This is a genomic window from Rhizobium phaseoli, from assembly GCF_001664385.1.
In the GTDB taxonomy this organism is placed as follows: domain Bacteria; phylum Pseudomonadota; class Alphaproteobacteria; order Rhizobiales; family Rhizobiaceae; genus Rhizobium; species Rhizobium phaseoli.
Genome location: NZ_CP013532.1, coordinates 480,811 through 494,293 on the forward strand (window position 1 = coordinate 480,811; position 13,483 = coordinate 494,293).

Sequence of the window (13,483 nt, forward strand, 5' to 3'; positions counted from 1 at the left end):
CGGCAACTGTCAGGCACTTCGACCCTCTAAGCTGCCGTGAAAGCGACGATCGACGTCACTGGCCGGCAGGCACTGTTGGCCGCAAGGTCATGCGTCTGGGTCAGTCGCGAGCTTACGCGCGGTCATAAGTGAACGAGGTCAGCAGCGTGGTGACAAAATTGCTGGCCCTTTCTTTGACCAGAACTTCCGTCCACTCATCCGTCCCGCGCAGCCGCAAATCCGTATAGATACTGTCCACTGCTGCTTCTTCTATGCGCTTGATATGGGACTTGAACGACGCCTCGCCGCCGCCACGATACATGTCTCGGATGACCATGCGCAAAATCTCCTGGATGGCGATTTGCCATGCTGTATTGATCGACTGAAGTTCCTTCGTATCCTCTGCCATTGCGGGTCCTTTGCTATGAGTGAACTGTCAGCACGGCTCTGCCCGTCCTGTTGCCGCCTCTTGAACCCGCGAATACTTCCTCTTGAAAGTTGCGTCGGTAGGGCGAGCGGTGCGGTGCGTGCGCGAGATCTATTCGGCGCAGCCCGGCCTGTCTCCGGGCAACCTGCCTGGCGGCCGATCTTTTGTCGGTGATCAGCAGGCTTTGGCGCGTTTCGCAAGGAGAGCAGACATTGCTGAGGCGCGATCGTCGCGTTGCTTCGCAAGCCGTGCTTCACGCAACCGCAGCGTCTTTGCCTGCTGCGACTGGGCGTGCGATTCCAGCTCTTCCATCGCCTTATTCTTTGCGAAAAAACTGGGACTGATGTTGCCGAAGGCGATCTCCGCCCGCTGGCGCGATTTGCTGTATGTTTCTGCCATTTCTTCTCCGATATTGAAGGGCTCGACCGCGAGCGAAAACAAAAAGGCCAGGCAGATTGCCCGGCCTTGAATAAATCGGTGCTTCCGGCAGTGCCAGTATATCCGTGGTCAAAGGGAAGCAGATTCCGATTTAAGCCTTCTGGAGATTGCAAGCGGACATTTTGCCCGACTTGTGGTCTCGCTCGAGATCGAAGCCGATCTTTTGGCCCTCGACGAGTTCGCGCATTCCGGCACGCTCGACGGCGGAGATATGAACGAAGGCGTCAGCACCGCCATTGTCGGGCTGAATGAAGCCGAAGCCCTTGGTGGAGTTGAACCATTTAACTGTGCCAGTGGTCATGATGAACCCTTTCATAGCAATATTGAGAAACCGCAAGCGGTTAAAGCGATGCGGACGGTGGTGACGATTTTTGGAAGAAAGTTCGTTCAGGCCGCGGTGCTAATCGCGCGATAACCAAGCCAGCAAGCAAAATTCGATAGGCATCATATAGGTTACCTATCCCGGCGAGTCAACCTTTAGTTTTTCTGTTTCGCCGGGGAATAAACTTTTAGCTGTTTCGGTGAGTACAATACGGGGTTATTTCCAGTTTGCGATGCCGACGGTTTGCGCGATCGCCTGGCGCAGATCATCGAGTCCGTCCCCCTTTTCGGACGAGGTGGAGAGCACGGCGGGATAGGCGGCCGGCCGCTTGCGGATCTTGTCCGCCGTCTCGGCCAGCAGCTTCGGCACGGCCGGCGCCTTGATCTTGTCGGTCTTGGTCAGCACCAGCTGATAGGAGACGGCGGCCTTGTCGAGCAGGGTGAGCACGTCCTCGTCATTCTTCTTGATGCCGTGGCGGCTGTCGATCAGCACGTAGACGCGCTTCAGCGTCGCGCGGCCGCGCAGATAATCGAAGACAAGTTTGGTCCACTTGTCGACCTGCTCCTTCGGCGCCTGCGCGTAGCCGTAACCCGGCATGTCGACGATTGCCATCGGCGGCAGGTCGCCGCCTTCGCCGGAATAGCCGTCCGGAACGAAATAATTGAGCTCCTGTGTGCGCCCCGGCGTGTTCGAGGTGCGCGCCAGGCCCTTCTGGCCGACCAGTGCATTGATCAGCGACGATTTGCCGACATTCGAGCGGCCGGCAAAGGCCACCTCCGACGGCCCCTCCGGCGGCAGGAAAGTGAGCGACGGGACGCCGCGGATGAAGATCCAGGGGTGGCCGAAGAGCGGCTTTTCGGTTTCGGGCATGCGGGGCTCGGCAATCCTAGGGTTCGGTCTTCTGTCGGCTTCGTGGTTTTACGGGCGGATGTCAAGCTTTCAGGCGGTCCGCGCCGCGCGCCGCGGGCGGGCCGGAAATGAAAAGCCCCGCCGGAGCGGGGCTTGAGAGCATCATTTCGATGGCGCCGTTTTTCGCCGGAACAGGCCCTTGAGATTGTCGAAGAGCTCGATCTTGACGCCATGGCGCTTCATGATCACCGACTGCTGGATCACCGAGAGCGTGTTGTTCCAGGCCCAGTAGATGACGAGGCCGGCCGGGAAGCTTGCCAGCATGAACATGAACACCAGCGGCATCCAGTTGAAGATCATCGCCTGCGTCGGATCGGGCGGCGTCGGGTTCATGCGCATCTGCAGGAACATGGTGACGCCCATGATCAGCGGCCAGACGCCGAGATGCAGGAATGTCGGCGCCGTGAATGGCAGCAGGCCGAACAGGTTGACGATCGTCGTCGGATCCGGCGCCGAAAGGTCCTGGATCCAGCCGAAGAACGGCGCGTGGCGCATTTCGATGGTGATGTAGATCACCTTGTAGAGCGAGAAGAAGATCGGGATCTGCAGCGCCACCGGCCAGCAGCCGGCGATCGGATTGATCTTCTCTTCCTTGTAGAGCTGCATCGTCGCCTGCTGCAGGCCCATGCGGTCGTCGCCGAATTTCGCCTTCAGCTCTTCCATCTTCGGCTGCATGCGCTTCATGTTTGCCATCGACGCATATTGCTTGCTGGCGAGCGGGAAGAACAATGCCTTGACGACGATGGTGGTGCACAGGATCGCGACACCGAAATTGCCGAAGAAGCGGAAGAAGAAATCCATCAGCTTGAACATCGGCTTGGTGATGAAATAGAACCAGCCCCAGTCGATCAGGCGGTCGAACCTCGGGATCGAATAGCTGGCCTCATAACCGTCGATGACGGGCACTTCCTTGGCGCCGGCGAAGACCAGGTTCTTGAGCTCGACCGACTGGCCGGGTGCAACGGTGAAGGCATCGTCCTTGTAGTCGGCCTGATAACGCGGCTGACCGTCGGAAAAATGCGAGAAACGCGCCTCATAGGCTGACGCCTGCGGCGGAACGATCGTCGCAGCCCAGTATTTGTCGGTGATGCCGAGCCAGCCGCCGGTGGATTTTGCCGGCATCACGGCTTCCTTCTCGACAGCGGTATACTTGCTTTCGATCAGGCCGTCATCGCCGATGACGCCGATGAAACCTTCATGCAGGACGTAGGCCGATGGCGTCGTCGGCTTGTTGTACCGTGTCACGCGGCCGTAGGAGGAGAGCGAGACCGGCGCCTGGCCGGTGTTTGCGACCTTGTCGGCGATCGTGAACATGTAGCGTTCGTCGACGGAAATCGTGCGGGTAAAGGTCAGGCCCTTGTCGTTGGTATAGCTGAGCGTCACCGGCGTCTTCTCGGTGAGCTTGGCGCCTTCCGGCGCCGTCCACAGCGTCGAGGCGCCGGGAACGCTGCCCGTGGCGTCGCTGCCGATATAGCCGAGCTCGGTGAAGTAGCCGTCCTTGGTCTCTGCCGGGCTGAACAGGGTGATGATCGGGCTCGAGTCGTCGACCGTCTCGTGATAGCCCTTGAGCTTCAGGTCGTCGAGACGGGCGCCGGCAAGGTTGATCGAGCCGGAAAGGGCGGGGGTGTCGATGGCAACGCGCGGGGTCTTTGCGAGCGCCTGCTCGAGCGTCGCCGTTGCGACGGCCTGGCCGGAAGGTGCCGTACCGCTCGCCGGGGCCGGCGTCGCGCCGCCGGCGGCAGGCTGCTGGACCTGCTCGGTCTGCTGCTGCGCCTTCTGGGCTTCCTGCGCCTTGCGCTGGGCCTCGATGCGCGGATTCATATAGAGAAACTGCCAGCCGAGGACGATCAGCACCGAGAGAGCGATCGCAATGAAATAATTGCGGTTGTTTTCCATCATACGTTCCTGGGGCGTCCGTCTCCGGAGCGCCGGTGTTTCGGCCTGGTTTCCACGCGAAGCTTCAGCTCCGCGGCCAATTCCTGGAAGGACGCATCAAGCACGTCCCTGCGCGCGACAACCACATAGTCGTGTCCGGGCTGCATTGCAAATCCCGCATGAAGCCGCACCGCCTCTTTCAGGCGGCGGCGCATGCGGTTCCGTTCGACCGCGTTGCCATGTTTTTTGGTGACTGTAAAACCGACGCGGGCTTGGCTGTCGGGTTCCTTCCGGTCGAGGACTTCGAGCAGGAAGAGACCGCCGCGGCGTTTTTCGCCCTCGCGCACGGCAAGAAACTGCGGGCGGCTCTTCAGCCGCCCGACAGCATATTTCTTCTCACTGGTCGTCAATTCGCCCGCCATCTCTTACCGGGCAACCCGGCCTTAAGCCGAAAGACGCTTGCGGCCCTGCGCGCGGCGGGCAGCGATGACCTTGCGGCCACCCTTCGTGGACATGCGCGCACGGAAGCCGTGGCGACGCTTGCGAACAAGCTTGGATGGTTGGTAGGTACGCTTCATTTATTTAAACACCGCGGAGTGCGGCCCTTCTTGAATTTGCATGATGCAAGGAGCGTTGTTTTTCGAACGGGCGGGCCATGAAAGGCCTGAATGACCGGACGTGCGGCGGCTTATACGGATGAAGCCCGGCAAAGTCAATTATACCAGAGAATTTCACTGGCGCGGTCGCCGCCGGCTGCGGTTTTCGCATTGTGGTGTTAATAAAGACGGCTCGCGCCGAGAAGTTGTACTTCGACGCTGGATCAGCTCAATCGCCAGAAATTTCAATGGCTTGAAGCCGTTGGGAAGGGCCGGGTCGGCAATGTTTTGTTCTCTTAATCGTAAATATTGGAAATCTAACTTTAATCAATTTCGCCGATAGTCAGCGCATCGGCTGGAATTTGCTTTCCAGGCAGTGGCGTAGCTAGGAGGCATTGCATTGAAGATCCGTGGGAAAATTAATCTGCTGGTTTGCGTGATGGGCGCGGTGGCGCTTCTGATCGGCGCAACGGCATTGTCCGCCATGGCTGAATACGGCCGCAATCTCACGGCTTACGAGCATGCCGCCGCCCGCGCCTATGCCGGTGAACGCCTCAACCGTTTCGTCACCGCCGTCGTCATGGAATCCCGCGGTATTTACGCGGCCAAGTCGATCAAGGATACGCCGAACTTCGCCAAGGGCCTGATGGCCGGCCTCGACGAAATCGACAAGGTGATCGCCGGCTGGGCACCGCTGGTGCCCGAGGCCGAAAAGGACAATTTTGCCAAGCTCGTCGCGCGCGCCGCCGAATTCCGCACCTTCCGCACGGAAACGGCCCGCCTCGGCACCGAGGTCGGCCCCGAGGCCGCCAGCGCCCAAGGCAACAATGACGCCAACCGCGCCAACCGCAAGGCATTCCAGGCCGAGATCGATGCGGTTGTCGCCACCGACAAGGCAGCGCTTCAGGCCGTCAATGATGAGATCGAGAGCTTCCGTTCCTGGGTGCTGATGCTTGTCCTCGGCATCACCGGCATCGGCATCGCTGTCGGCATCGGCATGGGCTTTTATATCGGCACCAGCCATCTCAGCCGCCCGATCAAGCGCGTCACCCATGCGATCAAGGAGGTCGCCGACGGCAATTTCGAGGCCGAGGTTCCGTTTGCCGGCCGCAAGGACGAAATCGGCGAGATGGCCGCCGCGGTCGCGGTCTTCAAGGAGAACGGCCTTGCCGTCAAGCGCCTGAACGCCCAGGAAGCGGCGATGCGCGCCAAGAGCGATGATCTGCAGTCGAGCATGTCGGTCGTCGTCGCCGCGGCTGCGGCCGGCGATTTCAGCCACCGCATCGACAAGGATTATCAGGACGAGAACCTCAACCAGTTCGCCGGCAACATCAACACGCTGCTGTCGAGCGTCGATGCCGGCATCGGCGAGACGCGCCGCGTCATCGCAAGCCTTGCCGAAGGCGACCTCACCCAGACGATGAACGGCAACTTCCAGGGCGCCTTCGCCGAGCTGCAGCAGAATGTCAACAACAGCTTCGTGACGCTGCAGGCGACGATGCGCGAAGTGCGCGAGACGACGGAAGCGATGAACGGCAACACCGCCGAGCTGCGCAATGCCAGCGACGACCTGTCGAAGCGCACCGAGCAGCAGGCCGCCGCTCTCGAGCAGACCTCCGCCGCGCTCGATCAGATCACCGCGGTCGTCCAGAACTCCACCGAGCGGGCGCATGAAGCCACCGTCATGGTGTCGGAAGCCAAGGAAAATGCCGGCCGCTCCGGCGTCGTCGTGCGCAATGCCGTCGAGGCGATGGGCCGCATCGAACAGGCCTCGCGCGAGATCAGCCAGATCATCAATGTCATCGACGAAATCGCCTTCCAGACCAATCTTCTGGCGCTGAATGCCGGTGTCGAAGCGGCCCGCGCCGGTGAGGCCGGCAAGGGCTTTGCCGTGGTCGCCCAGGAAGTGCGCGAACTTGCCCAGCGCTCGGCAACGGCCGCCAAGGACATCAAGGCGCTGATCACCAAGTCGGGCGACGAAGTGCAGGTCGGCGTCAAGCTCGTCCAGGCAACCGGCGAGGCGCTTTCGGAAATCGGCACCCGCGTCATCGCCATCAACGATCACATCCATTCGATCGCCACCGCCGCGGTCGAGCAGTCGACCGGCCTCAAGGAGGTCAACACCGCCGTCAATCAGATGGATCAGGTGACGCAGCAGAACGCCGCGATGGTGGAGGAAACCTCCGCTGCCACCCACAGGCTGTCGGCCGAAGCCAACGGGCTGGTGCACCTCATCGCCCGCTTCAAGCTGTCGGATGGGCCGGCACCCGTGGCGCTCGTTCGCAACGAGCCGCACCGCCAGCCGGTCGCCTCGCCCGCCCGCCGGGCGATCGCCAAGGTCGCCCGCGCCTTCGGCGGCGGCAATACGGCCGCGGCCGAACAGAGCTGGGAAGAGTTCTGATCTCCGACCCTTCACGCACCTTCGAGCGCCGCCTGCGGGCGGCGTTTTCTTTGTGACGACGTGACGCTGATCGCAAAGATTTGAAAGCGGAGCCTGTTGGTCTAATATAGAGCACCAACGGTGAGGGCGGCTGCGTGCCGCCGATCGGGCGAGACGCAGATGCCGGTTCGAAACCAGGGCAACGATCCTTCGACAGAAATCCCGGCGGCCGGCGAGGCCGCCAAGGGGCGGTGCCCGTCTGCCGGCATGTTCGGCGGATTGTCCGGCAAGCTGCTCTGGCTCACCGTCGTCTTTATCATGCTCGCCGAAATCCTGATCTTCTTTCCCTCGGTCGCCAGCATGCGGCTGCGCTGGCTGCAGGAGAGGCTGAACACCGCCGCCGCCGCCGCCATCGTCATCGATGGGCTGCAGCCGATCGAGCTGCCGCGCGCGCTGCAGAAGGAGACGCTGGAGGCGACCGGCACCAAGGCGATCGTGCTGCGCAAGGATGGCACCTCGCGGCTGCTGGCGACAACAGACATGCCGACTTCAGTCGACGAATCTTACGATCTGACTGATGTGCCGCCGGCGACGGCGATCCGCGACGCCCTAGACACGCTGATCTTCGGCGGCGGCAGGATGATCCGCGTCTATGGCCCGGTCGGCGACACCAAGGTCGGCGTCGAGGTGGTGATGAAGGACCGGCCGCTGCGCACGGCGATGTTCGCCTATTCCCGCAATGTCCTGCTGCTGTCGGTGCTGATCTCGCTGTTCACGGCGACGCTGATCTTCTTTGCGATCAATCGCCTCCTCATCGGGCCGATTCGCCGGCTGACCGGCAGCATGCAGCAATTCTCCTCCGATCCTGAAAATCCGGCCCATGTCTATATCGGCGACGGCGGCCGCGACGAGCTGGCGGTTGCCGGCCGCAATCTCACCTCGATGCAGATGGAGCTGCAGAAGACGCTGAAGCAGCAGAAGAACCTGGCGGCCCTCGGCCTGGCCGTGTCCAAGATCAATCACGACATGCGCAATATCCTGGCTTCCGCGCAGCTGATGTCGGACCGGCTGGTCGATGTCGATGATCCGATGGTCAAGAGCTTCGCGCCGAAGCTGTTGCGCACCATCGACCGGGCGGTCGGCTATACGACCGAGGTGCTGTCCTACGGCAAGGCGAGCGAATCCGCCCCGCGCCGCCGCCATGTCCGGCTGCTGGAGCTGACCCAGGACGTCAGGGACATGCTGGCGATCGACCCGCAAAGCGGCATCGAGTTCATCGAGCAGTTCGCTGCCGATCTCGAGGTCGATGCCGATGGTGAACAGCTCTTCCGGGTCATTCATAACTTGACGCGCAACGCGCTGCAGGCGCTGACCGCGCCGGGCGAGGGCGGCCCGGGCGCTGTCAGGCGCATCACTGTCTCCGCCCAGCGCGTCGGCAGCGTCGTCAGCATCACGGTGGACGATACCGGCCCCGGCATGCCGCTGAAGGCGCGGCAGAACCTGTTTGCCGCTTTCCGCGGTTCGGCCCGCTCCGGCGGCACCGGCCTCGGTCTCACCATCGCCCGCGAGCTGGTGCTTGCCCATGGCGGCACCATCGCGCTTGTGGAAAAGCCGACGGTCGGCACCCAGTTCCGCATCGAAATTCCCGATCGCCCGGTCTCGCTGGACGATTACCGCAACCGGACGCACAGCGAGAACTGACGGATTTTCACCGGCCGTGACTGCAAACCGGCAAAGACGCGATTTTTTCAGAAATGCTCTTGCATTGTCCGAAAGGACCCTTTAGAGGATCGCCCACGCAAGCGGCACCGCCGCTTCTGCCACGCACCCGTAGCTCAGCTGGATAGAGCACCAGACTACGAATCTGGGGGTCAGGAGTTCGAATCTCTTCGGGTGCGCCATTTCCTTTTTCATCATCTGAAATTCCGCATGGCTCCGAACGGTAAAGTCATCTGACGTGCTCTGCGCCGGGTCGCGGCCGGGAGTTCTTCCGGTCCAGGCGAAGGAGCTGTGCCCGGTGACAGAAGTGGGCGGAGGGAGCTTGCCGTGGCTATTTCAGACTTATTGACGGTCTCCAACCGACATCAATTTCCCTTGCCGGACTTTCAGAACGGCGATGAAATCAGGTTCCCCGGCGCTTTGGTGTCGGCATTGCTTGATCGGTTTACAAAACCGGGAGACGTCGTCTTCGATCCCTTTGTCGGCTTGGGAACGACGTTCTTCGTCTGCGAGCAGAGGGGCAGGCTCCCTTATGGGATAGAAGCCGACCGGCAGCGATATGAATGGGTCAGGGAACGTATCACGGCAAAGCATCATCTTATCTGCGGCGATAGCGCAGAGCTGACAGCCTTCGACCTTCCCGAGATGGATTTCTGCATCACATCGCCGCCATACATGCCCCATTGGCACAAATGGAACCCGCTCTATAACGGCGATCCCGATTATGACGGCTATGATGTCTACTTGAAACGAATGCAGGAAATATACGGCCGGATCTGCAAACGCATGAAGACAGACGCCTATCTTGTCGTTCAGGCCGACAATCTGACCAGCGAACAATTCTCTCCCCTCGTCTGGGATCTGGGAAGAGCTTTGTCAGAGGTTATGACGCTTGAAGGGGAAATCATGGTGAATTGGTCTGACGCAGTGGAAAACGGCAACCCATTCACCCAGTGCCTCGTGTTCAGGAATACAGGCGCGTGAAATTGAGTTTGCCGCGACGCTCGCTCCATCCTCTGCCCCAAGGCAGCGAAGCGAAAAACTATTGCTCGGCCGGGAAGTCTCTTTCATAGGCTTCCCTTTCTTCCTTCCCGAACAAAGATGAGTAATAGCCGCTGCAAACCAAATATGAGCACTCATCCGGATTGCCCGTTTGCCATGCCGGCTGGCAGAGGACGACCCGATGGAATTTGGCGTTGCAAAGTCCGTGGTTTGCCAGAAGCCGTGGATCGTTTCCGAAATACGCGCTTATGGCTTTCTCGCGAGTCCATGCAGGAACGACTTTCCAATCAGCGGCGCCGCCCTCAGCGCTGACATTGCCGGTCGCACAGAACGACCAGTTGGAAATCACGACCGGCTGATCGCAGGCGAAAGTCTGGGCGGCGCTTCCCAGCAAGATCGAAACCAGTGCCAGCAACCGCTGGCCATAGATCATCGCGCCCTTCTTCCTCATGCCGAACGTTCGCATCCTGGCCTCCAACCGTGTGCAATTACCGTCACCGCCTGACCGGATCAGGTGACATCAAAACGAGCTAAGATTATTTTCCTAGTTCATGAAACGTTCTTACGCTAGATTGCGCGCCGTTGCAACCATGGAATGTTGAATGTCGAAGAATATTGTAACGAGTAGCAATGTCGCCGCCTGGACCGGTCGTTCCCTCCGCAGGCGTGAGAAAACGAGTTCTTCGGTCCTCTCTCGCAGGGACGGGCTGGCAGCCAAGGTGAGGGTCTGATGGCGGAATTCAACCCTCGTGACAAGAGCCGCACCAGCGCCGGCAAAACGCGGTCGCTCGTGCGCAAACATACTGCGCCGCCGAGCGGAGGCGATGACGGCAGCCTCCGCTGGCAATGGTTGACGGTCGAGTTGCTGGAATCGCCGGCGTTCACGTCGCTGAGCGCGAATGCCGGCCGCGCCTTCTTCCGCATCATCATCGAGCACACCGCCCACGCCGCCCTGGCAAATGGCCGGCTTGTCGTCACCCATCCGCAGTTCGTCTCTTACGGCGTCACCGGCGAATATGTCGCCGATGCCCTCGACGAACTGGCCTATAAGGGCCTCATCAAGGTTCGCCGCGGCCGGGCGGGCAGCGGTGTCGCGCATCCGAACCTCTTCACGCTGACCTTTGTCGGTGACCATGAAGGCGCACCGCCCACGAACGATTGGCGGCGCTGCACGGCGGAGAGGTGCCGGAAGTGGTCGGAGATTGACCGCAAGCTTGCCGCCGACAAACGCGGGCGGGTCGGCAGGAAGAAAAAAACGCCACTTCGGGATCCCGAAATTCCCCCGCTTCGGGATCCCGAAATTCGCCGCGCCTCGTGAGCGCTCGGGGCGAGGGAAGAGGCAATGATTTCAATGCCGCAACCAATTTCGGGAATCCGCAGTGCTATATAGATTCTGGTGGGGAATTCCTCATGAGCCCGCAAGATCGGATCAGAAGCCAGCAGAGCAGGTGCCTGCTGCCGGCATGCCTAGTTTCGCGCAACCTTGCGGGTGTATCCGCCAGCGTGATGATGTTTGACGCGCTTTCGCCGGAGGAATGCATGGCGATGGGAATTTTTCGGGCTGTCGGCGCCGTGGCCTTGATGGCGGCTCTTGTCGGCTGCATCGACCATGCCAACGAGCCGGTGCTGCTGGCCGTCGGCGTGCCGGTCAATCCGCCGGCCGTTGCACACAGCCTGTGCATGACCGACGGCAATGCCATGTATGACGAGGCGAAGCGCCAGTACGAGCTGCGCGCCCAGCTGACCGGATATGCGCAGGCCGATGCGCTGGAAGCGGAAACGATTGCTCGCGCCGCCGCCCATCGCCAATATGTCGCCTGCCTCTCCGGCCAGGGCTACCGCACATTATACGCGAATTGAGAACAGAGAATTCATAATTCCTGGCCGGCCCCGCCGGCGCCCTTCGCCTGATTGCGTCTTTTCACAATTTTTTGCGATAAGGTCACGCCGGATCGGCTGCAATCACGAGTTTCGGAAGCCGCGCGTGATCGCGGAACCCCACCCGTCACAAAGGCATTTTCGCAGGGTAAATCCACGAAGGAGGGTTTATCATGAAGAGAGTCAGCCTTGCCCCTTTGACCGCCGCCCTCGGCACCCTTGTCGCCCTCGCGGCGATCGCTCCGGCTGCGGCCGCACCCATTCCGACACTTCGGCCGCCCATCGTCTCGCCAAGCCTTTCAGATGCGAAAACGGTGCAATATAAGGCACATGCCGGCACCTGGCACGGCTATCGGGGCTTTGCCACGGAACGTCCCGGCACCCGCCGCCATTCCGATGGCTATTGGTATCCGCTGGCCGCTTTCGGCGTCGAACCCGGCACGACCGGCTCGATCATCCGCCAGCCCGTGAACAGGCCGGCGGCTCCGCCAATGTGCAACCCTACGTTTTCTGGATCGATCGGTTCCGGCAGCATGCCCTGCGATAACGGCTATTGCCGGCAAAGGAAAGAGGCGGCGACGAGCCGCCTCTTTCTCGATCAGGGCGCCCGCTCACATATTCGTGACCCTTGTTGCAGTGCCGTAGTATGTGACAGATCCGCTTCCTAACTCCTCGGCGTAAATTCCCCGAAATCCTCCCAAGGAGACGATCATGATCACGACGTTCAAGAGCGGCCTGGCGGCCGTGGCCATCGGCGCGATGCTCGGCCTTTCCTCGTTCTCGGCCGAAGCGGCTCCCCTCCAGTCGAGTGCGACACAGCAGGGCGCGGTCAAGCAGCCGGTTGCCCAGCAAGAATCCCAGGTGCAGCACGACAGGCGCACCACCGGTTCGATCGGCGAGCGCCGCCCCGACACAATGGCTTCACCTTACATGATGAACCCGAAGAAGCCGCTGAACATGGATTGCAAGCTCGGCTTCAACCCGACAAGCAGCTCCGGCTGCAACTATTGAGGCCCTGCGATCGGGAAAAGGGGCGGCTTCCGGGCCGCCCCTTTTCTATGAGGACGCTGGCCGGAGATAGCCACGGATGCGGAAACAGGCCGGACGCCGATGGAAAAATCGTCGCAAACGCCGACATACACAGGCGATTGACGTCCCTGCCTTGGAATTGCCATGCTGGCCGCGATGGTCGCATTGATACTCAATTGAATTTCAGACAGGTGGAACAGTCATGACCGCAAAGGCTGCACGCTCCGATTTCCTGCATTTTTTCCGCTCCTGGATCAGCAACCCGCTTCGGGTGGCGGCGATCGCGCCGTCGGGTGATTCCCTGGCCAGAATCATGACCAGCGAAATTGCCGCACTGGATGGGCCGATCATCGAGCTCGGCCCGGGCACCGGCGTGTTCACCCGGGCGCTGCTCGCCCGCGGCGTCAGCGAGGCCGATCTCACCCTGATCGAATATGGGCCTGAGTTTATTGACGCGCTGCAAGCGCGGTTCCCGGCGGCGCGTGTATTGCAGATGGATGCCGCCCACCTTGCCCAGGCCGATATTTTCGACGACGAACCGGTCGGCGCCGTCATCAGCGGCCTGCCGCTTCTGTCCATGTCGCCGCGCAAAATCGCCTCGATCCTTGCCGGCGTCTTCACCTATATGCGGCCGGGCGGGGCGGTCTATCAGTTCACCTATGGCCCGCGCTGCCCGGTGCCGCGGCCGATCCTCGACCGCCTCGGCCTCAAGGCTGTGCGCATCGGCGGCACGGTGCGCAACCTGCCGCCTGCCTCCGTCTACCGCATTTCCCGCCGCAAGCCGCTCGAACTCTCGCGCGAGCGCCTGCGATACCGGGACAGCGACGCCGACATCGACGTCGCCGCCTTTTCCGGCGAAACAGGCGGCTGACCAGCAGGCGAACGCAAGCGCCGCCGGCATTCCTATCGCCGCTCCGGCGCCATCCCTG

General features: G+C 61.3%; 15 protein-coding genes, 1 tRNA gene and 1 pseudogene. 9 read left to right on the forward strand and 8 right to left on the reverse strand.

Annotated elements, in window-relative coordinates; translation table 11 throughout:
- Positions 1 to 112: 112 nt before the first annotated feature.
- The 7 genes from AMC88_RS02335 to rpmH form a co-directional block, all read right to left on the reverse strand.
- Positions 113 to 388, reverse strand: coding sequence for a hypothetical protein (locus AMC88_RS02335; RefSeq protein WP_010017635.1), 276 nt, complete (start codon positions 386 to 388; stop codon positions 113 to 115).
- A gap of 192 nt (positions 389 to 580) precedes the next feature.
- Positions 581 to 805 (reverse strand): hypothetical protein, encoded by a 225-nt coding sequence (locus AMC88_RS33945; RefSeq protein ID WP_012482459.1) that lies wholly within the window; start codon positions 803 to 805, stop codon positions 581 to 583.
- 130 nt (positions 806 to 935) lie between these two features.
- Entirely contained in the window at positions 936 to 1,145 is a 210-nt protein-coding gene (locus AMC88_RS02345) for a cold-shock protein (RefSeq protein ID WP_016737600.1), read from the reverse strand.
- Positions 1,146 to 1,382: 237 nt separating this feature from the next.
- A complete protein-coding gene (gene yihA / locus AMC88_RS02350; RefSeq protein ID WP_016734930.1) occupies positions 1,383 to 2,036 on the reverse strand; it encodes a ribosome biogenesis GTP-binding protein YihA/YsxC in 654 nt (217 codons plus the stop codon).
- Between the two features lie 141 nt (positions 2,037 to 2,177).
- Complete coding sequence (gene yidC / locus AMC88_RS02355) at positions 2,178 to 3,971, reverse strand: membrane protein insertase YidC (protein WP_041683520.1); 1,794 nt, start codon at positions 3,969 to 3,971, stop codon at positions 2,178 to 2,180.
- Positions 3,971 to 4,372: a ribonuclease P protein component gene (gene rnpA / locus AMC88_RS02360; RefSeq protein ID WP_004673114.1), complete on the reverse strand. Its 402-nt coding sequence runs from the start codon at positions 4,370 to 4,372 to the stop codon at positions 3,971 to 3,973. The genes yidC and rnpA overlap by 1 nt, the downstream gene beginning before the upstream one ends.
- A gap of 21 nt (positions 4,373 to 4,393) precedes the next feature.
- Positions 4,394 to 4,528: a 50S ribosomal protein L34 gene (rpmH, locus tag AMC88_RS02365; protein WP_008524438.1), complete on the reverse strand. Its 135-nt coding sequence runs from the start codon at positions 4,526 to 4,528 to the stop codon at positions 4,394 to 4,396.
- Between the two features lie 418 nt (positions 4,529 to 4,946).
- Between rpmH and AMC88_RS02370 the strand changes: the two genes are divergently transcribed.
- The 4 genes from AMC88_RS02370 (at position 4,947) to AMC88_RS02385 (ending at position 9,629) form a co-directional block, all read left to right on the forward strand.
- Entirely contained in the window at positions 4,947 to 6,947 is a 2,001-nt protein-coding gene (locus tag AMC88_RS02370) for a methyl-accepting chemotaxis protein (RefSeq protein WP_012482462.1), read from the forward strand.
- A gap of 159 nt (positions 6,948 to 7,106) precedes the next feature.
- Positions 7,107 to 8,627, forward strand: a complete 1,521-nt coding sequence (locus AMC88_RS02375; protein ID WP_064824758.1) for an ATP-binding protein — start codon at positions 7,107 to 7,109, stop codon at positions 8,625 to 8,627.
- 123 nt (positions 8,628 to 8,750) lie between these two features.
- A tRNA-Arg gene (locus tag AMC88_RS02380) sits at positions 8,751 to 8,827 on the forward strand.
- Positions 8,828 to 8,972: 145 nt separating this feature from the next.
- Entirely contained in the window at positions 8,973 to 9,629 is a 657-nt protein-coding gene (locus tag AMC88_RS02385) for a DNA methyltransferase (RefSeq protein ID WP_064825794.1), read from the forward strand.
- Positions 9,630 to 9,687: 58 nt separating this feature from the next.
- On the opposite strand, the gene AMC88_RS02390 is transcribed toward AMC88_RS02385, so the two are convergent.
- Complete coding sequence (locus AMC88_RS02390; protein ID WP_064824759.1) at positions 9,688 to 10,113, reverse strand: hypothetical protein; 426 nt, start codon at positions 10,111 to 10,113, stop codon at positions 9,688 to 9,690.
- A gap of 264 nt (positions 10,114 to 10,377) precedes the next feature.
- Between AMC88_RS02390 and AMC88_RS02395 the strand changes: the two genes are divergently transcribed.
- From AMC88_RS02395 to AMC88_RS02415, 5 genes and pseudogenes are all read left to right on the forward strand, one after another.
- Positions 10,378 to 10,965: a hypothetical protein gene (locus AMC88_RS02395; protein ID WP_064824760.1), complete on the forward strand. Its 588-nt coding sequence runs from the start codon at positions 10,378 to 10,380 to the stop codon at positions 10,963 to 10,965.
- A 221-nt stretch (positions 10,966 to 11,186) separates the two neighbouring features.
- A complete protein-coding gene (locus AMC88_RS02400) occupies positions 11,187 to 11,507 on the forward strand; it encodes a hypothetical protein (RefSeq protein ID WP_012482491.1) in 321 nt (106 codons plus the stop codon).
- Between the two features lie 191 nt (positions 11,508 to 11,698).
- Positions 11,699 to 12,079: pseudogene (locus tag AMC88_RS02405) on the forward strand (hypothetical protein); the annotation flags it as partial.
- 157 nt (positions 12,080 to 12,236) lie between these two features.
- On the forward strand, positions 12,237 to 12,536 hold the full coding sequence (locus tag AMC88_RS02410) for a hypothetical protein (protein ID WP_064821264.1): 300 nt from the start codon (positions 12,237 to 12,239) through the stop codon (positions 12,534 to 12,536).
- Positions 12,537 to 12,756: 220 nt separating this feature from the next.
- On the forward strand, positions 12,757 to 13,425 hold the full coding sequence (locus tag AMC88_RS02415) for a class I SAM-dependent methyltransferase (RefSeq protein ID WP_064824762.1): 669 nt from the start codon (positions 12,757 to 12,759) through the stop codon (positions 13,423 to 13,425).
- Positions 13,426 to 13,483 lie beyond the last annotated feature (58 nt).

Coding starts and splice junctions, on each gene's coding strand:
- rnpA (WP_004673114.1), bottom strand. CDS start 4,372: ATGGCGGGCGAATTGACGACCAGTGAGAAGAAATATGCTGTCGGGCGG.
- AMC88_RS02345 (WP_016737600.1), bottom strand. CDS start 1,145: ATGACCACTGGCACAGTTAAATGGTTCAACTCCACCAAGGGCTTCGGC.
- AMC88_RS02375 (WP_064824758.1), top strand. CDS start 7,107: ATGCCGGTTCGAAACCAGGGCAACGATCCTTCGACAGAAATCCCGGCG.
- AMC88_RS02415 (WP_064824762.1), top strand. CDS start 12,757: ATGACCGCAAAGGCTGCACGCTCCGATTTCCTGCATTTTTTCCGCTCC.
- AMC88_RS02390 (WP_064824759.1), bottom strand. CDS start 10,113: ATGCGAACGTTCGGCATGAGGAAGAAGGGCGCGATGATCTATGGCCAG.
- AMC88_RS02410 (WP_064821264.1), top strand. CDS start 12,237: ATGATCACGACGTTCAAGAGCGGCCTGGCGGCCGTGGCCATCGGCGCG.
- yidC (WP_041683520.1), bottom strand. CDS start 3,971: ATGGAAAACAACCGCAATTATTTCATTGCGATCGCTCTCTCGGTGCTG.
- AMC88_RS02395 (WP_064824760.1), top strand. CDS start 10,378: ATGGCGGAATTCAACCCTCGTGACAAGAGCCGCACCAGCGCCGGCAAA.
- rpmH (WP_008524438.1), bottom strand. CDS start 4,528: ATGAAGCGTACCTACCAACCATCCAAGCTTGTTCGCAAGCGTCGCCAC.
- AMC88_RS02335 (WP_010017635.1), bottom strand. CDS start 388: ATGGCAGAGGATACGAAGGAACTTCAGTCGATCAATACAGCATGGCAA.
- AMC88_RS33945 (WP_012482459.1), bottom strand. CDS start 805: ATGGCAGAAACATACAGCAAATCGCGCCAGCGGGCGGAGATCGCCTTC.
- yihA (WP_016734930.1), bottom strand. CDS start 2,036: ATGCCCGAAACCGAAAAGCCGCTCTTCGGCCACCCCTGGATCTTCATC.
- AMC88_RS02400 (WP_012482491.1), top strand. CDS start 11,187: ATGGCGATGGGAATTTTTCGGGCTGTCGGCGCCGTGGCCTTGATGGCG.